Source organism: Rhodobium gokarnense, assembly GCF_025961475.1.
GTDB lineage: Bacteria > Pseudomonadota > Alphaproteobacteria > Rhizobiales > Rhodobiaceae > Rhodobium > Rhodobium gokarnense.
The window spans coordinates 124,305-145,525 of sequence record NZ_JAOQNS010000007.1; the positions used below are offsets into that span (position 1 = coordinate 124,305).

22 protein-coding genes are annotated in these 21,221 nt (G+C 66.3%); 8 read left to right on the plus strand and 14 right to left on the minus strand.

What is annotated here, in order from left to right:
* Positions 1–30: 30 nt before the first annotated feature.
* Genes M2319_RS13630 through M2319_RS13645 form a run of 4 tightly spaced genes read right to left on the minus strand, consistent with a single transcriptional unit; the run spans position 31 to position 3,892 of the window.
* Positions 31–762 carry an ABC transporter ATP-binding protein gene (locus M2319_RS13630; RefSeq protein WP_264602013.1) on the minus strand — a complete coding sequence of 244 codons (732 nt, stop codon included), beginning with the start codon at positions 760–762 and terminating at the stop codon, positions 31–33.
* Positions 759–1,604, minus strand: coding sequence for an ABC transporter ATP-binding protein (locus M2319_RS13635; RefSeq protein ID WP_264602014.1), 846 nt, complete (start codon positions 1,602–1,604; stop codon positions 759–761). The genes M2319_RS13630 and M2319_RS13635 overlap by 4 nt, the downstream gene beginning before the upstream one ends.
* Positions 1,604–2,950, minus strand: a complete 1,347-nt coding sequence (gene livM / locus M2319_RS13640; RefSeq protein WP_264602015.1) for a high-affinity branched-chain amino acid ABC transporter permease LivM — start codon at positions 2,948–2,950, stop codon at positions 1,604–1,606. Before livM ends, M2319_RS13635 begins: the two co-directional genes overlap by 1 nt.
* Positions 2,951–2,956: 6 nt before the next feature.
* On the minus strand, positions 2,957–3,892 hold the full coding sequence (locus tag M2319_RS13645; RefSeq protein WP_264602016.1) for an ABC transporter permease subunit: 936 nt from the start codon (positions 3,890–3,892) through the stop codon (positions 2,957–2,959).
* Positions 3,893–4,233: 341 nt separating this feature from the next.
* On the opposite strand from M2319_RS13645, the gene M2319_RS13650 reads away from it, so the two are divergent.
* Both M2319_RS13650 and M2319_RS13655 read left to right on the plus strand, forming a co-directional pair.
* A complete protein-coding gene (locus tag M2319_RS13650) occupies positions 4,234–4,755 on the plus strand; it encodes a flavin reductase (RefSeq protein ID WP_264602017.1) in 522 nt (173 codons plus the stop codon).
* A 145-nt stretch (positions 4,756–4,900) separates the two neighbouring features.
* On the plus strand, positions 4,901–6,610 hold the full coding sequence (locus M2319_RS13655) for an MJ1477/TM1410 family putative glycoside hydrolase (RefSeq protein ID WP_264602018.1): 1,710 nt from the start codon (positions 4,901–4,903) through the stop codon (positions 6,608–6,610).
* Positions 6,611–6,625: 15 nt separating this feature from the next.
* Here M2319_RS13655 and M2319_RS13660 read toward each other — a convergent pair whose 3' ends face one another.
* Positions 6,626–7,882, minus strand: a complete 1,257-nt coding sequence (locus M2319_RS13660) for a vWA domain-containing protein (protein WP_264602019.1) — start codon at positions 7,880–7,882, stop codon at positions 6,626–6,628.
* Positions 7,879–8,826 (minus strand): AAA family ATPase, encoded by a 948-nt coding sequence (locus M2319_RS13665; RefSeq protein WP_264602020.1) that lies wholly within the window; start codon positions 8,824–8,826, stop codon positions 7,879–7,881. Before M2319_RS13665 ends, M2319_RS13660 begins: the two co-directional genes overlap by 4 nt.
* A 178-nt stretch (positions 8,827–9,004) precedes the next feature.
* Between M2319_RS13665 and pcaD the strand changes: the two genes are divergently transcribed.
* The 6 genes from pcaD to cueR all read left to right on the plus strand — a co-directional run bounded on the left by pcaD (position 9,005) and on the right by cueR (position 12,234).
* Entirely contained in the window at positions 9,005–9,790 is a 786-nt protein-coding gene (pcaD, locus tag M2319_RS13670) for a 3-oxoadipate enol-lactonase (protein ID WP_264602021.1), read from the plus strand.
* 116 nt (positions 9,791–9,906) lie between these two features.
* Positions 9,907–10,242 (plus strand): c-type cytochrome, encoded by a 336-nt coding sequence (locus tag M2319_RS13675; protein ID WP_264602022.1) that lies wholly within the window; start codon positions 9,907–9,909, stop codon positions 10,240–10,242.
* A 108-nt stretch (positions 10,243–10,350) separates the two neighbouring features.
* Positions 10,351–10,848: a class I SAM-dependent methyltransferase gene (locus M2319_RS13680; RefSeq protein ID WP_264602023.1), complete on the plus strand. Its 498-nt coding sequence runs from the start codon at positions 10,351–10,353 to the stop codon at positions 10,846–10,848.
* Positions 10,845–11,222 (plus strand): cyclophilin-like fold protein, encoded by a 378-nt coding sequence (locus M2319_RS13685; protein ID WP_264602024.1) that lies wholly within the window; start codon positions 10,845–10,847, stop codon positions 11,220–11,222. Before M2319_RS13680 ends, M2319_RS13685 begins: the two co-directional genes overlap by 4 nt.
* A 24-nt stretch (positions 11,223–11,246) precedes the next feature.
* Positions 11,247–11,741 (plus strand): class I SAM-dependent methyltransferase, encoded by a 495-nt coding sequence (locus M2319_RS13690; protein WP_264602025.1) that lies wholly within the window; start codon positions 11,247–11,249, stop codon positions 11,739–11,741.
* A gap of 97 nt (positions 11,742–11,838) precedes the next feature.
* The gene (cueR, locus tag M2319_RS13695) at positions 11,839–12,234 is read left to right on the plus strand and encodes a Cu(I)-responsive transcriptional regulator (protein ID WP_264602026.1); all 396 of its coding nucleotides are present in this window, start codon (positions 11,839–11,841) and stop codon (positions 12,232–12,234) included.
* 14 nt (positions 12,235–12,248) lie between these two features.
* Here the strand turns inward: cueR and M2319_RS13700 are convergent, their stop codons facing one another.
* The 8 genes from M2319_RS13700 to M2319_RS13735 all read right to left on the minus strand — a co-directional run bounded on the left by M2319_RS13700 (position 12,249) and on the right by M2319_RS13735 (position 20,975).
* Positions 12,249–14,543 (minus strand): bifunctional diguanylate cyclase/phosphodiesterase, encoded by a 2,295-nt coding sequence (locus tag M2319_RS13700; RefSeq protein WP_264602027.1) that lies wholly within the window; start codon positions 14,541–14,543, stop codon positions 12,249–12,251.
* A gap of 213 nt (positions 14,544–14,756) precedes the next feature.
* Complete coding sequence (gene radC, locus M2319_RS13705) at positions 14,757–15,467, minus strand: RadC family protein (RefSeq protein WP_264602028.1); 711 nt, start codon at positions 15,465–15,467, stop codon at positions 14,757–14,759.
* A gap of 21 nt (positions 15,468–15,488) precedes the next feature.
* Positions 15,489–16,319, minus strand: coding sequence for a type I methionyl aminopeptidase (gene map / locus M2319_RS13710; protein WP_264602029.1), 831 nt, complete (start codon positions 16,317–16,319; stop codon positions 15,489–15,491).
* 137 nt (positions 16,320–16,456) lie between these two features.
* Positions 16,457–17,176, minus strand: coding sequence for a DNA/RNA nuclease SfsA (gene sfsA / locus M2319_RS13715; RefSeq protein WP_264602030.1), 720 nt, complete (start codon positions 17,174–17,176; stop codon positions 16,457–16,459).
* Positions 17,177–17,194: 18 nt separating this feature from the next.
* Positions 17,195–17,989 carry an ABC transporter ATP-binding protein gene (locus M2319_RS13720; RefSeq protein WP_264602031.1) on the minus strand — a complete coding sequence of 265 codons (795 nt, stop codon included), beginning with the start codon at positions 17,987–17,989 and terminating at the stop codon, positions 17,195–17,197.
* Positions 17,986–18,864, minus strand: coding sequence for an ABC transporter permease (locus M2319_RS13725; protein WP_264602032.1), 879 nt, complete (start codon positions 18,862–18,864; stop codon positions 17,986–17,988). Before M2319_RS13725 ends, M2319_RS13720 begins: the two co-directional genes overlap by 4 nt.
* Positions 18,865–18,961: 97 nt before the next feature.
* Positions 18,962–19,918 (minus strand): ABC transporter substrate-binding protein, encoded by a 957-nt coding sequence (locus M2319_RS13730; RefSeq protein ID WP_264602033.1) that lies wholly within the window; start codon positions 19,916–19,918, stop codon positions 18,962–18,964.
* A gap of 193 nt (positions 19,919–20,111) precedes the next feature.
* Positions 20,112–20,975: a pirin family protein gene (locus tag M2319_RS13735; RefSeq protein WP_264602034.1), complete on the minus strand. Its 864-nt coding sequence runs from the start codon at positions 20,973–20,975 to the stop codon at positions 20,112–20,114.
* Positions 20,976–21,221 lie beyond the last annotated feature (246 nt).

The following is a 21,221-nucleotide window of genomic DNA, read 5'->3' on the forward strand; positions in this document are numbered from 1 at the left end:
GCTCGAACGATCGCCGGCGGGGGTCCCGCATCAGTGCCTGCCGCCCTCCAGATAGGCCGCCTGAACCTCCTCGCGGGCGAGGAGTTCGGCGCCGGTTCCGGTCATGGTGATCTCTCCGTTGACCATGACGTAGCCGCGATGGGCAAGGCGCAGGGCGTGGTAGGCGTTCTGTTCGACGAGGAACACGGTCAGTCCCTCGCTCTCGTTGAGTTCGCGGATGACGTCGAAGATCTGCTTGACGATCATCGGCGCAAGGCCGAGCGAGGGCTCGTCGAGCAGCAACAGCTTCGGCCGGCTCATCAGCGCGCGGGCGATCGCCAGCATCTGCTGCTCGCCGCCGGACAGCGTGCCGCCGCGCTGGCCCTGGCGATCCTTGAGGATCGGGAACAGCTCGAAGACGCGGTCCAGATCCTTGTCGAAATGCTCCATGTCGGTGACGGCGGCACCCATCAGCAGGTTTTCCAGCACCGTCATGCGCGGGAAGATGCGTCGGCCCTCGGGCGACTGCGCGATCGACATGTGCATGATCTCGTGGGTCGGCGCGTTGGTGATCTCCGTGCCTCGGTAGGTGATGCTGCCGGCACGGGCCTTGGGGTCGCCGCAGATCGTCATCATCAGCGTCGACTTGCCGGCGCCGTTGGCGCCGATCATGGTGACGATCTCGCCCTCATAGACGTCGACGTCGACGCCGCGCAGGGCGACGATCTTGCCGTACCAGGTCTCGACGCCGCGGATCGATAGGAGAGGGGCCTTGCCGTTCATACGCCGACCTCCTCTTCCACTTCGTCGACTTCCTCGTCGTCAACGCCGAGATAGGCGGCGATCACCGCCGGGTCGTTCTTGACCTTTTCCGGATCGCCGTCGGAGATCTTCTCGCCGTAGTCGAGGACGACGACGTGGTCGGAAATCTCCATCACCACCGACATGTCGTGCTCGATCAGGAGGATCGAGGTTTCGTGGTTGGCGCCGATATAGCGCAGCAGCCTGTTGAGCTCGGCGCTTTCGCGCGGGTTAAGGCCGGCGGCCGGCTCGTCGAGGCACAACAGCTCCGGCCCGGTGCACATCGCTCTGGCGATCTCCAGGCGGCGCTGGGCGCCGTAGGGCAGGTCGGCGGCCGGGTCATCGGCGCGGTCGATCAGGTTGACGTGTTCCAACCAGTAGGTGGCGCGCTCCACCGCCTTGGCCTCCGCGTGGCGGTAGCGCGGCAGGGAGAAGATGCCGGCGAAGGAGAAGGCCGATGCGTGCATCAGGGGATTGTGCTGGGCGACCATCAGGTTTTCCAGAACGGTCATGCCGCCGAACAGGCGGATGTTCTGGAAGGTGCGGGCGACCTTGGCATGGCGCGATATCTTGAAGTCGGCCATGCGCTCCAGAAGGTAGGTGTCGCCGTCGTGGTGGCGCAGCTTCAGGCGCCCCTCGGTCGGCTTGTAGAAGCCGGTGACGCAGTTGAACACCGTGGTCTTGCCGGCGCCGTTGGGGCCGATGAGGGCGGTGATGTCACCGCGGCCGACGTCGAAGGACAGGTCGTTGATGGCGACCAGACCGCCGAAGCGCATGGTCAGGTGCTCGACCTTGAGGATCGGGTTTTCGGACCAGGACGCCATCAGCCTTGCCCCTGCGCAACGTTCTCTGCGCCGATCGCCTTGCGACTGTGCAGGCCGATGGAGGGCTTGCGCGAGGAAATCAGGCCGCGCGGGCGCCAGACCATGATGAAGACCATCAGGAGGCCGAAGATCAGCATGCGGAACTCTTCCGCCTGGCGGAACACCTCAAAGCCGCCGATCATGACGACGGCGGCGATGACGACGCCGATCTGGCTGCCGAGGCCGCCGAGGACGACGATGGCGAGGATCACCGCGGATTCGATGAAGGTGAAGCTCTCCGGCGAAATGAAGCCCTGGCGGGTGGCGAAGAAGGACCCGGCGAAGCCGCCGAACATGGCGCCGATGGCAAAGGCTGTGAGCTTGGTGTTGGTGGTGTTGATGCCGAGCGAGCGGCAGGCGATCTCGTCCTCGCGCAGCGCCTCCCAGGCGCGGCCGATCGGCAGCCGGCGCAGGCGCAGGGTGACCAGGTTGGTCAAAAGGGCAAGCGCCAGAATCAGATAGTAGAAGAAGATGATCCTCTGCATCGACGAATAGTCGAGGCCGAAGGTGTCGGCAAAGCCGCCTTCGCCGCGCGAGAACGGGATGCCGAAGAAGGACGGCCGCGGAATGCGCGAGATGCCGTCCGGGCCGCCGGTGAACCAGTACCAGTTGAGAAGCACGATGCGGACGATCTCGCCGAAGGCGAGCGTGACGATGGCGAGATAGTCGCCGCGCAGGCGCAGCACGGGAAAGCCGAGGATGATGCCCCAGAAGGCAGCGAGGATGCCGGCCAGCGGCAGGCAGATCCAGAACGCCCAGTCCAGGATGCCGCCGCCGACATAGCCCATCTCCACCAGCATCGGGAAGAACTTGGTGGACAGCAGCGCGTAGGAATAGGCGCCGACGGCGTAGAAGGCGACATAGCCGAGGTCAAGCAGGCCGGCGAGGCCGACGACGATGTTGAGGCCCCAGCCGAGCATCACATAGGTCAGCACCAGGATCGACAGGTCGAGGATGTAGCGGTCGGTGATCGGCAGGAACGGCCAGACCAGCGCAAAGATGAGGGCCACCGGGGCGACGATCTTGGCAAATCCGCCGAGCGAGGTCTGCGCCGGCACCAGGCCCGACAGGCCGCGCGTGATCGGCCGGTCGGTCTTCCAGACCAGCAGATTGAGGATGAGACGCCCGGCAAAGACGATCGCGACCATGATGGCGACGGTCGTCATATGGGAGGAGAGCGCCAGGCCGCCCGGTTCGGTTTCCGTCTTCAGGCCGACGATCGGCCCGAACAGGGCAAGGGCGATGGCTGCGGCGATGAGCGAGTCCTTCAGGGACGCGATCACCCGGTTCTCTTGTGTTACCGCCATGTCCGCTCAGACCTTCTCGACTTCGGGTTTGCCGAGAAGCCCGGAGGGCATGAAAATGAGCACGATCGCAAGGATCGAGAAGGCGGCCACGTCCTTGTATTCGACCGTGAAATAGCCGGACCAGAAGGTCTCGATAAGGCCGATCAGGAGGCCGCCGAGCATGGCGCCGGGGAGCGATCCGATGCCGCCGAGGACGGCCGCGGTGAACGCCTTCACGCCGGCGACGAAGCCGATATAGAAGTCGATGACGCCGTAATAGAGCAGGAACATCAGGCCGGCGACGGCGGCGAGCGCGGCACCGACCACGAAGGTCAGCGAGATCGTGCGGTCGACATTGACGCCGAGGAGTGCCGCCATCTTGCGGTCCTGCTCGCAGGCGCGCTGGGAGCGGCCGAGCGAGGTCTTGGCGATCAACAGCGAGAACGCCGTCATCAAAAGCACCGTGGTGGCGATGATGAGGATCTGGATGTTGGAGAGCTGGACCACGAAGAGGCCGTTCTCCGTCGTCGTCTCGGTGATCGTGTAGCCGCCGGTGATGATCGGCTGCAGCGGCTTGACCCGGGCGCCTTGCGCGATCTGCACGTAGTTCTGCAGGGCGATGGACATGCCGATGGCGGTGATCAGCGGGGCCAGCCGGAACGAGCCGCGGAGCGGCCGGTAGGCGAGCCGTTCGACGGTCCAGCCATAGACGGCGGCAAAGACCATCGAGATCACCAGCACCAGCATCAGGGCGAGGATGATCAGACCGATGCCGGTGGACGCGACGAAGCCGAGGGCGGTGATGGCAATCAGGGCGATGAACGCGCCGACCATGAAGATGTCGCCATGGGCGAAATTGATCATGCCGATGATGCCGTACACCATCGTGTAGCCGATCGCGATCAGGCCATAGATCGAGCCGAGAGTCAGCCCGTTAATGAGCTGCTGCAGAAAATACTCCATATCCCCTCTCGCCCTTTTCGGGCTTTTTTGGATTGCTCTGAACGCGTTTTTTGGTGCGTTTATTTCAAAGGCTTAGCGTCGATAGAACTGGTGAATGGAACGTTTGTCAATGCATACTGACACGGCACGCCCGCAATTTGTGCAGCGCAGCACGCGTTGGCAGGGCGGGTCCTTGCACTAATTCCCCGAAACAGCGGGCATCGCGGTGCCGCCTCCCACGGACCGCGGCTTTTGCGACACCTGCCCGCGACTTGCAGACGACCGCCCGGCGATGTGTTAGGGGTGGCGCGAATGCCCGGGAAGCGGCTTCGCGCGGTGCCGCGCGGGCTCAGGAAATGACGGTGGCTGGTGCGATGACGAATGTGGACGATTTGTCCCGGATGGTGACGGGCGCAGACTTTCGCGAGGCGATGAGCCGGATCGCGAGCGCCGTCCATGTGGTGACCACGGACGGGTCGGCGGGCCGATTCGGGATCACCGTTTCGGCAATGGCCTCGATCAGCGACGCGCCGCCGACCCTGCTTGCCTGCCTCAACCGCAAGAGCCCGGTCAACGAAGCGGTGACCAAGAACGGCGTCTTCTGCGTCAATGCGCTGTCGGGAGAGGCGGCGGCGATCGCCGACACCTTTGCCGGGCGCGGCGCGGCCGAGACCATGGAGGCGCGGTTCGCCGTCGGCGACTGGCTGACGCTGCAGACCGGGGCGCCGGTGCTGGCCGATGCGCTTGCCGCCTTCGACTGCCGCGTCGTCGACGTCGCCGAGGCCTCGACCCACAGCGTCTTCTTCGGCGAGGTCGTCGGCCTGATGATCGCGCCGCCGCAAAGCGCGCTGGTCTATGCCAACCGCTCCTACCGCAGCGTCTGAGCGCCCGACAGCCGGCCGCAATGGCGCAGGCTCCGGCGGTTCTTAACGTATAACCGGGATATCCGTGCTGGCATCGCTCTGCCGTAATCAGTTGTTATGGATTCGCGGCTAGTCCCGCCATAACAACCGGTTTTCAGAGCACGCCATGGTGACCTTCAATACCCAGCACGGCCGCGTCGCCGTCAACGACTGGGGCTATCGCCTGCAGGGCAGCAACGGCAGCGAACTCGGCGCCGGCGGCCTTGCCAAGGCGTCGCACGACCTCATCGTGATGGACTATTCGCGGAACGGCCTTGACGGCGGCCAGTACAGCACGGCGCAGATCGACCGCATCCAGGACGGGCCGGGCGGGCCGGCGGTCGCCGCGGCCTATATCTCCATCGGCGAGGCGAGCGGCTTCCGGTCCTACTGGGACGATAGCTGGACCAGGGTCAGCGGCAACAAGCCGAAGGCCTCCTATCCGTTATCGAACAGCGCGCCGGACTGGCTCGGGCCGGTCAATCCGGACTGGCCGGAATCGCGCAAGGTGCGCTACTGGGACGACGACTGGCAGGACATCCTCTTCAACGACGCCAAGACCGGCTGGTTCGACAAGATCGTCGCGCAGGGCTTCGATGCGGCCTATCTCGACATCGTCGATGCCTATTACTACTGGGCCGAGGAGGCCCCGGCCTCAGTCAAGCGGGCGGGCGATCCGAACAGCGTGGAAATCGCCGCCAAGCGCATGGTGCAGCTCATCGTCGATCTCGTCGAGCATGCCCGCAAGACCAATCCGGATTTCTTCGTCATCCAGCAGAACGGCGAGTTCCTGATCAACGATCTGGGACCCGGCTATAAGGCGCTGAAGGCAAAGTACTACGACGCCGTCGGCGCGATCGCGGTGGAAGACACCTATTTCACCGGCGAGCGGGACGAGAACAACGATTTCGACCCGGATCTGGAAAAGATCGACGTCCTGAAGTCCGACTACCTGAAGAAGGGCGTGCCGGTCTTTGCCGTCGACTACGTCAACCAGAACAGCAAGGTCGAGGCGTTCTTCGACGACGCGATCGGCGACGGCTTCATCCCCTATGCGGCGTTCTCGCGCGAGCTCGATGTGATGTCGAAACCGTTCGGCTCCACGCTGAAGGCGACGATCGGCTCGGACTTCCTGCGCGACGGCAATGACGGCGGCACCATCAAGGCGTTTGCCGGCGACGACACGGTGTTCGGCGCCGGCGGCAACGACAGCCTCCTCGGCCACAATGGCGACGACCTGTTGGCCGGTGGCAAGGGCGACGACCAGCTCTTCGGCGGCAGGGGGCAGGACAAGCTCGTCGGCGGCTCCGGCGACGACAGGCTGCTCGGCCATGCCGGCAGCGACCGGCTTTTCGGCGATGCCGGCGACGACCGGCTCTACGGCCACAAGCATAACGACCGGCTCGACGGCGGCAGCGGCGAGGATACGCTCGTTGGCGGCACCGGCGCCGACACGCTTGCCGGCGGCAAGGACCGGGACCTGGTGCTCGGCGGCAACGGCGACGACCTCCTGTTCGGCGGCCGTCACGACGATACGATCGAGGGTGGGCGCGGCGCCGACACGCTGGTGGGCGGACCGGGCGACGATCTCCTCGTCGGCGGGCGCGGGCAGGACGAGTTCCGCATCGCGCCGCGCCAGGGCGACGACAGGATCGAGGACTTCAGCGCTGGTATCGACGACCTCGACCTCAGGGCCTTCGATTACGCGTCGGTCGCCGAGGCCAAGTCGCATTTCCGCACGGTGAACGGCAATGCCGTGTTCTCCGACGGCGGCACCACGGTCGTCATCGAGGACATAAGGGCAAACCAGATCGACGCGGACGACCTCCTGGTGTGAGGCCGGGCCGGAGACTTACCCGGCCCGTGAGAGCCAGGCCCTCGGCTCCGTCTCCTCGCGCCCGGCGCGGCCGGAGAGCGCCGCGCAAAGGTCGGCGATGGCGCCCAGCGAATGGACGGCGCGGAACTCGTCGACATGGGGCAGCATCGCCCGGACGCCCCGGGCGCGGGGCTCGAAGCCTTCGAAGCGCAGCAGCGGATTGAGCCAGACGAGGCGGCGGCAGGAGCGGTGCAGGCGGTCCATCTCGCGCGCCAGGTCCTCGTCGGAATCGCGCTCCAGCCCGTCGGTGATCAACAGAACGATGGGGCCGCCGGAGAGCACCCGGCGCGACCACAGCCGATTGAAATCGTGAATCGCGCTGGCGATGCGGGTGCCGCCGGACCAGTCCTCGACATGGTCGGTGCAGGCATCGAGCGCCTGGTCCGGGTCCTTCATGCGCAATTGTCGGGTGACGTTCGAAAGCCTGGTGCCGAAGAGGAAGGTGTGGACGCGGCGCCGGTGCTCCGTCAGCGCGTGCAGGAAATGCAGGAAGATGCGGCTGTACTGGCTCATGGAACCGGAGATGTCGCAGATGGCGACGATCGGCGGTGGCTGTTCGTCCGGGTCGCGGCGGCGCAGCGCAATGATGTCGCCGCCGGCGCGCATGCTCGACCTAAGCGACCTGCGCGGATCGATGCGCCGGCCGCGCGAGGTCGGCACCAGGCGGCGGGTGCGCACCCGGTCGAGCGGCAGGACGAGGTCGGCGAGCGCCTTCTTGGCGAGTGCGATCTCGTCGGCGGACATCTGCGCGAAGTCCTTCTTCTGCAGCACCTCGCGGCCGGAGACGGTCAGCGTCGCGTCGATCTCGATCTCCGGCTTCTTGACCTCGGTCGGGTTTTCCAGGCCCTCGAACAACGCCTTGGCGACGCGGGCCGCGCCGGCTTTGGCCTTTTCGCGCGAGGGCTGGGGCGGGGCGGTCGGCGAGAAGAGGGCGATCAGCTTTTCGATCAGGCCGCGCGAGCGCCAGAACATGCGGAACGCCTCGTCATAGACGGGACGGTGCTCGCGCTTCTTCACGAAGATGGAATGGAGGGTCCAATAGAAATCGTCGCGGCTCTGGATGCCGGCGACTTCGACGGCGCGGATGGCATCGACGACGGCGGCCGGGCCGACCGGCAGGCCGGCATTGCGGAGCACCCGGGCGAAATAGACGATGTTGTCGGCGAGCCGGCCGCTCGGGTCCGCCTCGGCGGGCGGTGTCGCGGAGCCGGTCGTGTCGGTCCCGGCTGTCATGCGCCGGCCGCCACCTCGCGGCGCAGATCGTCGATCATCTGCCTTGTGCGGCTTCCCTTTATGCGGTCGATGTCGTCCTGGTACTTCAACAGCACGCCGAGGGTGTCGGAGACGGTTTCCGGGTCGAGCGCGAGCTGGTCGAGCTCGGTCAGCGCTGTCGCCCAGTCCAGCGTCTCGGCGACGCCGGGCTGCTTGAACAGGTCCTCCTCGGCGCGCAGCATCTGCACGAAGGCGACGATCTCGCGCGACAGGCGGTCGTCGACGCCGGGCACCTTGGTGGTGACGATTTCCAGCTCGCGCTCGGCCGTCGGATAGTCGACCCAATGATAGAGGCAGCGCCGCTTCAGGGCGTCGTGGATCTCGCGGGTGCGGTTGGTGGTGATGACGACGATGGGCGGCTGGGAGGCATGGATGGTACCGATTTCCGGGATCGTCACCTGGTGATCGGAGAGCACTTCCAGGAGGAACGCCTCGAAAGCCTCGTCGGCGCGATCGAGTTCGTCGATGAGGAAGATCGGAGCGCCGCCGAGATCGGGTTCGAGCGCCTGCAGCACCGGGCGCTTGATCAGGAAGCGTTCGGAAAAGACGTCCTTGCCGAGGAGTTCGCGGTCGGTCTCGCCGGCTGCCTCGGCGATGCGGATCTCGACCATCTGGGCGGCGTAGTTCCACTCATAGACGGCGGTGGAAACATCGAGGCCCTCATAGCATTGCAGGCGGATCAGCGAGCGCCCGAGGGTCGCCGACAGCACCTTGGCGATCTCGGTCTTGCCGACGCCGGCCTCGCCCTCCAGGAACAGCGGCCGGTTCATCTTCAAGGACAGATAGAGCACGGTCGCCAGCGAGCGGTCGGCGATATAGCCGGCCGAGCGCAGCAGCGCCTCGGTCTCGTCGATCGAGGCGGGAAGGGCGGGCGATCCGGGACCGGCGGGCGCTTCGGCCGTCATGCGTTCTCCTCTCCGTCAGGTTCGTTTCTTTTCGCGCGCACTATAGGCGATTTGGCCGCATTGTCGCCGGTCGATTGCGGCGAAAATGCTGATGCCGGCCGTCGCGGCCTTTGCCCGGGGGCGAAGGTTTGACAAACTCCGGCGCAACTGCAGTGCACCCAAGAAGGAGGCCATCCCCATGCCGACGATCGAGACGGACGACGGAACGACGCTCTACTACGACTGGGCCGGCAAGGCGGACGGGCCGGTGCTGGTGCTCTCCAATTCGCTCGGCGCAAGCCTTGGCATGTGGGACGATCAGGTCGCGGCCTTCGGCGCCAGATTCCGGGTCCTGCGCTACGACGACCGCGGCCACGGCCAGTCGGCGGCGCCCGAAGGTCCCTATACGCTCGACCGGCTCGGCAAGGACGTGGTCGCGCTCCTCGACGGGCTGGGGCTAGACAAGGTGCATTGGTGCGGGCTTTCCAAGGGCGGCATGCTCGGCATGTGGCTCGGCGCGAAACATCCGGAGCGGATCGAGCGCCTCGTGCTTTGCGACACCGCTCCCTACATGCCGCCCGCGGAGCTCTGGAACGAGCGGGCCGCGACCGCCCGCGACAGGGGCCTTGAGGCGATGGCCCCGGCGATCCTGGAGCGCTGGTTCACCGCGCCGTTCCGCGAGCAGTCTCCCGAGGCCGTGGAAAAGGTCCGCGCAATGATCGTCGCGACGCCCGGCGAGGGCTATGCGGCGACCTGCGAGGCGCTGCGCGACATGGACCAGCGGACGGCGATCCGCAGCATCGAAGCGCCGACCCTCGTCGTCGTCGGCGCGGAGGATCCGGCAACGCCGCCGGACCAGGCGCGGGCTATCCACCAGGCGATCCCCGGAGCGCGCCTCGCCATCCTCGACAACGCGGCGCACCTGTCCAACATCGAGCAGGCGGCGATCTTCAATGAGGTGGTGCTGGGTTTCCTTGGCGGATAACACTGCCTCAACGTTTCCCACGTCCTCCCGTCCGACGATGGCGCTCCGGCGAGACATTTCGCCGGTTGTGGAATCGCCTCTGCCCGGCAAAAGATGGCCAAAACGGGGGAACGACAATGTCCAAGAGGGTTCTGGCTGCTGCCGTGCTGGCGGCTTTCACCGGCGTCGGAGTGGCCTCCTGCGAGGAGGCGCCGTCACCCGAGGAGCGCGGCCGCTCCATCGCCATGGAACACTGCGCGGCCTGCCACGCGACCGCCGCCGACGACGCGAGCGCCCTGCCGGAGGCGCCGGCGTTCCGCGACCTCGGCGCGCGCTACGATGTGGGCCTTCTGGAGGAGGCGCTCGCCGAGGGCATCATCACCGGCCATCCGGACATGCCGGAGGTGGTCCTGGACCCGGAGGATATCGACGCCTTCATCGCCTATCTGCGGTCGATCCAGGTGCCGCGCTGAGGCGCTTTTGCCGACAAACCGTTTGACTTTCCGACAAAGCGTTTGACCGGGCACGGCCGCTGCGGCAAGGGTGCGGGCCTGTATCACCCGAACCTGCCTTTCTCAGCCATGAGCCGACTTGAAGCCTTCATTGACCGCATGGTCGCGCAAAAGCGCCTCCTGGAGCACACGGCGCGCCTGATCGCCGATGTGCCCGGACCGGTGCTGGAACTCGGCCTTGGCAACGGGCGGTCCTTCGACCATTTGCGCGAGATCCTGCCGGGGCGGGAGATCTTCGCCTTCGACCGCTCGATCACGGCGCATCCGAGCTGCGTGCCCGACGGCGAGCACATGATCGTCGGCGAAATCCGGGAGACGCTGAAGTTCTGCGGGCCGCGGGTGAAGCGGCCGGCGGCGCTCGTCAATATCGACCTCGGCACCGCTGACGAGACGGCCGAGCTGGCGATCGTCCATTGGCTGTCGCCGCTGATCGAGGAACGGGTGGCGCCGGGGGGCTATGTCCTCTCCGACCTTGCCCTCGACTTGCCGGACTTCGACCTGGTCGCAAAGCCGGAGGGAACGGAGGCCTGCCAGCACCAGCTCTTTCAGAAGAGGGGGATGCCATGAGCCGCAAGATCGTGTTCGCGTTTCCCGGCGTGACGCTGACGGCGACGCTGCGCGACACGCCGACGGCCGATGCCGTCTGGGCGATGCTGCCGGAGGATGCGCCGGTGCTGACCTGGGGCGATGAGGTCTATTTCTCCATGCCGACCGAGGCGGCGCTGGAGCCGGACGCCAAGGAGGTGGTGGAGGCCGGCGAGATCGCGTTCTGGCCGGAGGGCCGGATCATCGCCATCGGCTTCGGGCCGACGCCGCTGTCGCTTGAGGACGAAATCCGGCTCGCGGCGCCCGTCAACGTCTTTGCCGATGCCGACGGCGACGTGCGCGAGCTTGCCACGGTCGTTGCCGGTAACCGCGTCGTCGTGCGCCGGGCGGACTGACGCCGTGACGACCGGACTTCGCCCATGAGCCGCCTCGACAGCTTCATCCGGCGGATGTCGGCGCAGCGCGACCTGCTCGACCATGCCGCCGGACTGATCGACGGCGTTGCCGGTCCGGTGATCGAACTGGGGCTCGGCTCCGGGCGGACCTACGATCACCTGAAGGCGCGGCTGCCGGGCCGGGAGGTGTTCGTCTTCGACACCCTGTTCTCCACCGTCTCCATCGACCAGTTGCCGGACCGGGAACACATGGTGCTCGGGGATATCCGCGACACGCTGCCGTTCTGCCTGCCGCGGATCAAGGCACCGGCCGCGCTCCTGCACAACGACATCGGCGCCGGCGACGACACGGTGAACGCGGCGACGGAGGCGTGGCTGGCGCCGATCGTGCCGGGCCTGATGGCGCCGGGCGGCCTCGTCGTTACCAGCTTCACCATGGCCCTGCCGGGCTACGAGCTGCTGCCGGTCCCGGCGTCGATCCCGGCCGGGCGCTACTATCTTTATCGGGCGCCCCGCTGATCTCTTTGCCTTGACCTTCCAGTGTCGGGAACGATTTAACTGGGTAACGGCCGCCGCGATCCTTCCCGGTGCGGCGGCAAGACCCGGAGAGACTGCCATGAATATCGGCCAGGCGGCGGGCCGGTCGGGACTGCCGGCAAAGACCATCCGCTACTATGAGGAAATCGGCCTCGTCGCCCCCGGGCGGCGGGACAACGGCTATCGCGATTACGACGCCAGCGACGTGCACAAGCTGCAGTTCCTGAAGCGGGCGCGCGGGCTGGGCTTTTCCATCGACGACTGCCGGCACCTGTTGTCGCTCTACGAGGACAAGCACCGGGCGAGCGCCGACGTCAAGGCCCTGGCGCGGGCACGGATCGAGGACATCGATGCGCGCATGGCCGAGCTTCAGAGCCTCAGGACGACACTGGCCAAGCTGGTTGAGTGCTGTCACGGGGACGACCGGCCGGACTGTCCGATCCTCGACGACCTCGCCGGCCATCCGGTGGGCTGACGCCACAGGGACGGTCAGGCGCCGTGGGCGACGCGCAGGAATTCCAGATCGCGGTTGACGGCCTGTTCCATCATCATCCGGCGCATGATCTGCGGCGCGGTCACCGGCTTTGAGAACAGGAAGCCCTGCAGCTCGTTGCAGCCGGCGGCCTGCAGGAACCGGCAATGGGCCTCGGTCTCCACGCCCTCGGCGACGATGGTCGTGTTGAGGGTGTTGCCGAGGCCGATGATGGTGTGGACGATGGCCGCGGCTTCCGGCGAGGTTTCCAGATTGCGCAGGAACGAGCGGTCGATCTTCAGCTTGTCGAAGCGGAACGACTCCAGGTAGCTGAGGCTCGAATAGCCGGTGCCGAAATCGTCGAGGGCGATCTTGGCGCCGACGGCGCGGAGCTGGTCGAAGACCCGGCGCGCCGCATCGGCATATTCCAGCATGATGCCTTCCGTCACCTCGATCACCAGGCGCTGCGGATCGAAGCCGGTCCGGGTGGTGATATCGATGACCTGGTCGACGAAGTCCGGCTGGCTCAGATGCATCGGCGAGATGTTGACGGCGACCGAAAGGTCGTTCCAGTGGCGGGCCTCGCGGCAGGACGTTTCCAGCACCCAGCGGCCGATCTCGTCGATCATGCCGAATTCCTCGGCGATCGGGATGAACAGGGCAGGGGTGATCTCGCCGCGGGTCGGATGGCGCCAGCGCAACAGGGACTCGACGCTGACCATGGACAGGTCGTCGGCGCTGACGAGCGGCTGGTAGCAGACATAGAGCTCGCCGTTGGTCAGCGCCTGGCGCAGGTCGTGGACGAGGCGCTGGCGCTCGTGGACGTGGTCCTCGATGGCGGCGAAATACTGGACGATGCGGTTGTCGTGCTTCTTCTTGGCGGCGTGCAGCGCCATGTCGGCGCGGCGCAGGATCTCTTCGGCCGACGTGCCGTGGTCGGGCGCGACGGCAAAGCCGATACTGCCAATGGCGACCAGCCGATTGCCGTCGATGGCAAAGGGCTCGCGCACCGCCTCCATGATCTTCTCGCACATCGCCATCATGTCGTCGGTGTCGCCGATGCCCATCACCAGGATGGCGAACTCGTCGCCGCCGGCGCGCGCCAGGAAGGCCTGCGGACCGATGGCGGCGCGCAGGCGCCTGGAGATGCCGACGATGAGCTTGTCGCCGACCTTGTGGCCGTAGATGTCGTTGATTTCGGTGAAGCCGTCGAGGTCGAGCCGGACGCAGCCGATCTGGATGTGGCCCGGGATCGCCACCTTCAGCGTGTCGGCGAGCTGCAGGGCCAGGTAGCTGCGGTTCGGCAGCCCGGTGAGCTGGTCGTGCATGGCGTCGTGGCGGGCTTTGGCCTCGCTCGCCTCGACCTCGCGGGCGGCCCGCCGGGCGGTATTGAGGATGAAGATCGTCAGCGCAACGAGGGTCAGGATCGCCAGCATGACCAGCGGGCTCGCCTTGGCGGCAAGCACGGTGCCGGGCAATTCGGAGAACCAGTGCAGGACGCCGAGGTGCCTGCCGCTGTTGTCGATCAGCGGGATCTCGCCCGGGCCTTCGTGGAAGCTGGCCGACATCTGCGGCGGCGTTTCCTCGTTGACCGGGTGGATGTGCAGCGAATTGACGACGGCGCCGGAAGCGATCTGGTCGAGGACCGGCCGGGACAGGAACTTGACGCTGATGACCATCGACGCCGGACGCAGATCGAGGATCTTCGGGGTGATCGTCGGCGTCACCGCCATGACGCTCGCGACCCCGATCTGGCCGTCGATCAGGACCAGGTCGACGGCATGGAGCTTGTTGACGAGCTTGCTCGGGCCGACACCGCGCAATGGTGCGCGATCGTCATGGGTGCCTATGCTCTGGATGAGGAAATTGCGGTTGGTCTTCTGAACCTCGGTGACCAGGTGGGCGAACTCGCCGCGGTAGCGCTCGTACTGGGTTTCCGGCAGCTTGCGGCCGTCCGCCATCAGGTAAAGGGGGCGCTGGTGGGCGGAGACGACGGCAATGACGTCGTGGCCGTGGATGCGGTAGAGCTGCTGGCCGATATTGCGGTGCGTCCAGAGCTGATCGAAGTCGAGGACGATCTTCTTGTAGGCCTCGTCGCCGGAAAAGACGCTCTGCTGTTCCTGGGGAAGCCGTTCGATGAGGGCGTTCAGGGCGTTGCCCACGGCAACGGTGTCGCGCTGGATCGTCGCCTGGTCCGACTGGCGGGCCCAGAACGCGATTGCCACGACCGCAACGATGACGACGCTTGCGACCAGCAAGGATATCGGGAGGACGATCCGGGCACTGACGAGGCGCGTTGCACGCTTCTTCACCACAGGGCCGGTTCCGTCCAAGGTTGCACTCGTCACACTCTTTGCCCCTTGGTCCCGCGACACCCGCGGCGGGATCGGGATGGGATTAGTTCGAATTACAAATTCCTTTTAACTGACAAGGGTTAACACAACATGCTTAGAGAACCCCCAAGAAACAGGGGGGCAAAATCATCCGGTGTATACAATGGTGTGAGGGCCGGTGCGGTAACCGGTTCAGATCAGTTGCAGGCCGCGAAAGCTCGTATGGCCGTTGCGGGCGACGATGATGTGGTCGTGGACGGTGATGCCGAGCGGCTTGGCGATCTCCACGATCTGCTTGGTCATCTGGATGTCGGCGCGCGACGGGGTCGGGTCGCCCGAGGGGTGGTTGTGGACGAGGATGATGGCGGTCGCCGAGACTTCCAGGGCCCGCTTGACGATCTCGCGGGGATAGACCGGGGTGTGGTCGACGGTGCCGCTCTGCTGCAATTCGTCGGCGATCAGCGCGTTCTTCTTATCGAGGAACAGGATGCGGAACTCCTCGCGTTCCGAAAACGCCATGGTTCCGCGGCAGTATTCGATGACCTCCGACCAGGAGGTGAGGAGCTGCTTGTTGCGGACCTGGCCGCGCAGGATGCGTTCCGAGGCGGCCTGGACGACCTTCAAGTCGGTGATCGTCGCCTCGCCGATGCCCTCGACCTCGGCAAGGCGCGCCGCCGGCGCGGTCAGCACCTCGGCAAAGGAGCCGAAGCGCGCGATCAGCGCCTTGGCGATCGGCTTGGTGTCGCGTCGGGGGATGGTGCGAAAGAGCACCAGTTCCAGCATCTCGTAGTCGGCGAGGGCCTCCGCACCGGAGTCCCGGAAGCGCTGCTTCAGGCGCTGGCGGTGGCCATGGAAATGCGGCCTGGCGCTTGCTTCTGAAAAGCCGTCGCCATCCTTTGCCATGGGCGAGCCCCCTTCGCGGGCCTAGTCCGCGATGTAGGGCGGGCGGTCGAGGCCGGCCGGCGACAGGGTGAATATCTCGCAACCGGTCTCCGTCACGCCGACGGTGTGCTCGAACTGGGCCGACAGGGAGCGGTCGCGGGTCACCGCGGTCCAGCCGTCGGCGAGCACCTTCACATGGGCGCGGCCGAGATTGACCATCGGCTCGATGGTGAAGATCATGCCGGGCCTCAGCTCCAGCCCGTCGCCGCGATTGCCGTAGTGCAGGACGTTCGGGGCGTCGTGGAACAGCTGGCCGACGCCGTGGCCGCAGAAGTCGCGCACCACAGAGCAGCGCTGGGCCTCGACGAAATCCTGGATGGCGGCGCCGATGTCGCCGAGACGGGCGCCGGGCCGGACCTCGGCGATGCCGAGCATCATGGATTCGTAGGTGATGTCGATCAGCCGCTCGGCGGCACGCTTGATGGTGCCGACCGGGTACATGCGGCTGGAGTCGCCGTGCCAGCCGTCGACGATGAAGGTGACGTCGATGTTGGCGATGTCGCCTTCCTTCAGCGGCTTCTCGTTCGGAATGCCGTGGCAGACGACATGGTTGATCGAGATGCAGGACGCCTTGTTGTAGCCGCGATAGTTCAGGGTCGCAGGAAGCGCGCCGCGCTCCACGCCGAACGCGAAGATGAAATCGTCGAGGGCCTTGGTCGTCACGCCCGGCTCGACCATGGGAGCAAGGGCGTCGAGGCACTCGGCGGCGATGCGGCCGGCGCGGCGCATGCCCTCAAAGCCGTCGTCGCCATAAAGGCGTATCTGTCCGGTGTTTTTAAGCGGTGCCGTCGCCGCCTCGATATAGCTGACCATCTGTTCTGAATTCCGTCGTATCCGGCCGCACTGAGGCGGTTTTCGCACCGCCGGCCGGGCGCAGCCTGAAGTTTCTTTCCCACTCATATAACGACGAAGGCCGGTTGTGCCAGTTCCTTCGACGCTGTGTCGCGCCGTCAGGCGGTGGTGGGGGCGAGATCGAGCACCGGAACCGGGGCCGTCACGGTGATCTCCTCAAGGCCGACCTCGCAGCGCCAGGCGAGCGCCTCGACGCCGGCGGCAATGGCCGCATCGAAGGCAAGGCCGTAGGCCGGGTCGATGTCGCGGGCAAGCGATATCCGGTCCGTGTCCGGCCGCTGGATGAGGAACATCATTACCGCGCGGTGGCCGGCGGCCACCATGTCGGAGAGTTCCCGCAAATGCTTGGCGCCGCGGGTCGTCACGCTGTCGGGGAACTCCGAAAGCAGCGGTTCGCGCAGCAGGTGGACGTTCTTGACTTCCACGTAGCAGCGCGGGCGGTCTTCGCTTTCCAGCAGGATGTCGATGCGCGAGTTGACGCCGTAGCGGACCTCGCGGCGCAGGGTCTCATAGCCTGCAAGTTCGGGGATGGTGCCGGCCGCGATCGCCTCGGCGACGAGGGTGTTCGGATTGTTGGTGTTGATGCCGACGAGGACGCCGTCGGCCTCGACCAGCTCCAGCGTTTGGGCGAGCTTCCGCTTCGGGTTCGGCGAGGTCGACAGCCAGACGCGGCTGCCCGGCGCCTTCAGCCCGGTCATGGAGCCGGGGTTCGGGCAGTGCGCGGTGACGATGGTCCCGTCCGCCAGCTCGACATCGGCGAGGAACCGCTTGTAGCGCTGGACAAGGCGGCCTTCGGTGAGGGGGAGGGGCAGGCGCATTGGTTTCCTGTCTCGCCGCTATTCGATCAGCAGCGAGTCGTCCTCCAGTTCCTGGCCGCGGACCTTGCGGAACATGGCGACGAGATCGTCGGTGGTGAGCCCTGAACGCATGTCGCCGGCGACGTCCAGCACGATGCGGCCCTCGTGCAGCATGATGGTCCGGGTGCCGACATCGAGCGCCTGGCGCATGGAGTGGGTGACCATCATGGTCGTCAGCTTACGTTCGGCCACCAGCCGCTCGGTGAGGTCGAGGACGAACTCGGCCATGCCCGGGTCGAGTGCGGCGGTGTGCTCGTCGAGGAGGATGACTTCCGAGGGCGACAGGGTCGCCATGATCAGCGCCAGCGACTGGCGCTGGCCGCCGGAGAGGAGGTTCATCAGGTCGTTGAGGCGGTTTTCCAGCCCGAGGCCGAGTTCGGAGACGCGCTCGTGAAAAATCTCGCGGCGCGCGGCCGACAGCGCGGGTCCAAGGCCGCGGCGGTGGCCCCGTGCGGCGGCAAGGGCAAGGTTCTCCTCGATCGAGAGGTTGCCGCAGGAGCCGGCGAGCGGGTCCTGGAAGACGCGGGCAACGAGGCCGGCGCGGCGCGCGGTCGACCATTTCGTGACGTCGCGCTCGCCGATCAGGATGCGGCCGTCGGTGACCGGCGTGTCGCCGGCGACCGCGGACAAGAGCGTCGACTTGCCGGCACCGTTGGAGCCGATGACGGTGACGAACTCGCCGGAGTTGATCGTGAGGTCGATGCCGCGCAGCGCCTTGGTCTCCAGCGGCGTGCCGCGCGAGAAGGTGACGCCGAGGTTTTCGATGCGGATCATGCCCGGCCTCCCTTCCTCAGCCGCGGCAGGATCAGCGCGACGGCGACCAGGACGGCGGTGGCAAGGTTCAGGTCGGAGGCCTTGAGGCCGATGACGTCGGCCGACAGCGCGAGCTGGATGGCGATGCGGTAGAGCACCGAGCCGATGACGCAGCCGATGAGGGCGAGCGCGATGCGCCGGCTCGGCAACAGTGTCTCGCCGACGATGACGGCGGCAAGGCCGACGACGATGGTGCCGACGCCGGCGGTGACGTCCGCAAAGCCGTTGGTCTGGGCAAAGAGCGCGCCGGCAAGGCCGACAAGGGCGTTGGAAAGGGCGATGCCGGCATAGATGTGGAACTGGGTGCGGATGCCCTGCGCCCGCGCCATGCGGGCGTTGGCGCCGGTGGCGCGCATGGCGAGGCCGAAATTGCTGCCGAGAAAGGCGGTGAGGAGCACCACGGCGATGGCGACGAAGACCAGGAGCACGGCTGGCCGAACGAGATAGTCGGAAAGGCCCAGCCCATAGAACGGGGTCAGCACCGTCGGCTCGTTGATGATGGCGACGTTCGGCCGGCCCATGACGCGCAGATTGATGGAAAAGAGCGCGATCATGGTCAGGATCGAGGCAAGCAGGTGCAGGATCTTGAACTTGACGTTGAGCGTCGCCGTGACGAGGCCGGCGCAGCCGGCGGCGACCATGGCGGCAAGCGTTGCCGGCCAGGGCGCGACGCCGGCAAGGATCAGCACCGCGGCGACGGCGGCGCCGAGCGGCAGCGATCCGTCGACGGTCAGGTCGGGGAAGTCGAGGATGCGGAAGGAGAGATAGACGCCGAGCCCGACGAAGGCATAGACGAGGCCGAGTTCGACGGCTCCCCAGAAAGCGATTTCGCTCAACGCTGCCCCACAGTCAAAACAAGGCCCCGGAAACCGGCGGACCGCTCATGGGCGGCCCGGGCGTCCGGGGACTTTTCGTTGCAATTCGAAGGCGGTCCTATTTCACCACGGTGTTGGCGCGGTCGATGACGGCCTGAGGGATCTCAACACCCATGCGCTCGGCGGCGCCGGGGTTGACGATCAGGTTGGTGCCGGCCGCCACCTTCACGGCGATGTCGCCGGGCTTTTCGCCCTTCAGGACGCGGGCGACGATCTGGCCGGTCTGCACGCCGATGTCGTGGTAGTTGAAGCCGACGGCGGCGAGCGCCCCGCGCGGCACGGAATCGGTGTCGCCGGCATAGAGCGGGATGTCGTTCTCTTCGGCGACCTTCACCGCGGCTTCCAGGGCCGAGACGATGGTGTTGTCGGTCGGGATGTAGATGACGTCGGCCTTGCCGACGAGCGCGCGGGTCGCGCCCTGGACCTCGGCGGACTTGGTGGCAACGGATTCCACCAGTTCCAGGCCGGCGGCCTCGACGCGCGAGCGCATGCCCTCAAGCAGGGCGACCGAATTGGCCTCGCCGGAATTGTAGACGATGCCGATGGTCTTGGCGTCCGGCGAGATCTCGCGGATCAGCGCCAGGTGGTCGTCGAGCGGCGAGAAGTCGGAGAGGCCCGTGACGTTGCCGCCGGGCTTTTCGGTGTTGGAGATCAGCTTGGCGCCGACCGGGTCGGTGACGGCGGTGAAGACGACCGGGATGTCGCGGGTGCCGGCGACCACGGCCTGGGCCGAAGGCGTGGAGATCGGCACGATGACGTCCGGCGCCTCGCCGATGAACTGGCGGGCGATCTGGGCGGCCGTTGCCGGGTTCCCTTGCGCGGACTCGTAGACAAAGGTCAGGTTTTCGCCGTCCTTGTAGCCCGCCTCGGCAAGGGCATCCTTGACGCCGTCGCGGCAGGCATCGAGGGCCGGATGCTCGACGATGGCGGTGACGGCGACGGTGACAGTGTCGGCGGCAAGCGCCGGGCTGGCGATTGCGCTCGCAGCGGCGAGCGCCAACAGAAGCTTACGCATGGCGTGACGTCCTCCGAAAAATTCTTTTGACCGCCGACCAGTGGCGGCGAACCCTGCGGAGAGACGATTTTTTGCCGGGCGAGTCAATGGTCGCCCGGCCGACCTTTGCGCGAAACAAGGCCGCTTTGCGGCGGGGATGCGGGCGGCGAATGGGCGCGCCCGTAGTTTACCGCACAAGCTCCGCCCGCTTCGCTCAGAACCGGCCGTTCTGGAAGTCGGCGAAGGCCTGGTGGAGTTCGGCTTCCGTGTTCATGACGAAGGGGCCGGCCCGCGCCACCGGCTCGCTGAGCGGGCGGGCGGCAATGAGAAGGAACTTTGCACCGTCCTCGCCGGCGGTTGCCGAGACGACGTCGCCGGTGCCGAGGACGGCCAGATGACCGATGCCGAGGGTCTCCGGTCCGTTGGCACCGGCAAGCGTAAGCGTGCCGTCATGGACGAGCACAAAAGCGTTGCGCTCGCCGCCGATGGCCTCATCGAGCGTTGCGCCCGGATCGAGATAGATATCGGCAAAGAACGGATCGGTGGGCCGGTCGACGACGGGGCCGGAAACGCCGCCCGACGTGGTGCCGGTGATGACGCGAAGGGTCGCGCCGGCACGCTCTTCGACGGGGATGCGGTCGGGGGCGAATTCCTGGTAGCCGGCGGGCACCATCTTGTCCTTTGCCGGCAGGTTGATCCAGAGCTGGAAGCCGGAGAGGAGGCCGTTCTCCTGTTCCGGCATTTCCGAATGGACGATGCCGGACCCGGCCGTCATCCACTGGATGCCGCCTGGCTCGATGACGCCGGCATTGCCCCTGTTGTCGGCATGGCGCATGCGGCCGTGGAGCAGATAGGTGACGGTCTCGAAGCCGCGGTGCGGATGGTCGGGGAAGCCGGCGAGATAATCCTGCGGCTGGTCGGAATGGAACCAGTCGAGCATCAGGAACGGATCGAGGAAGTCGAACCGGGGCGTTCCCAGCATGCGCCGCATGCGCACGCCGGCGCCGTCGGAGGCGTTCATGCCGTCGGTGCGAAAGACGACCGGGCGGATCTTCTGGTCGATATCGGTGACGGACATCGGCTTCTCCTCGTTTTGCGTCGGCTCCGGCGACGGACATGTCGTTCCCGCGGCCGGTCTGCCCCTTATCTGGTGTCGGACGCTGTGTTGAAAAGCGCTGCGTCGTGAACAGTTTGTTTGTGCCTGTGCCAAGGTGCAGTACGGCCGTCTGTCGCCGGGTTCGATGCCGTCCTGGAATTATGCATCCATAAGTAGAAATCCGTTTACAAAATCGCGTGCCTGCACCACGATCGAGGCATGGTAACC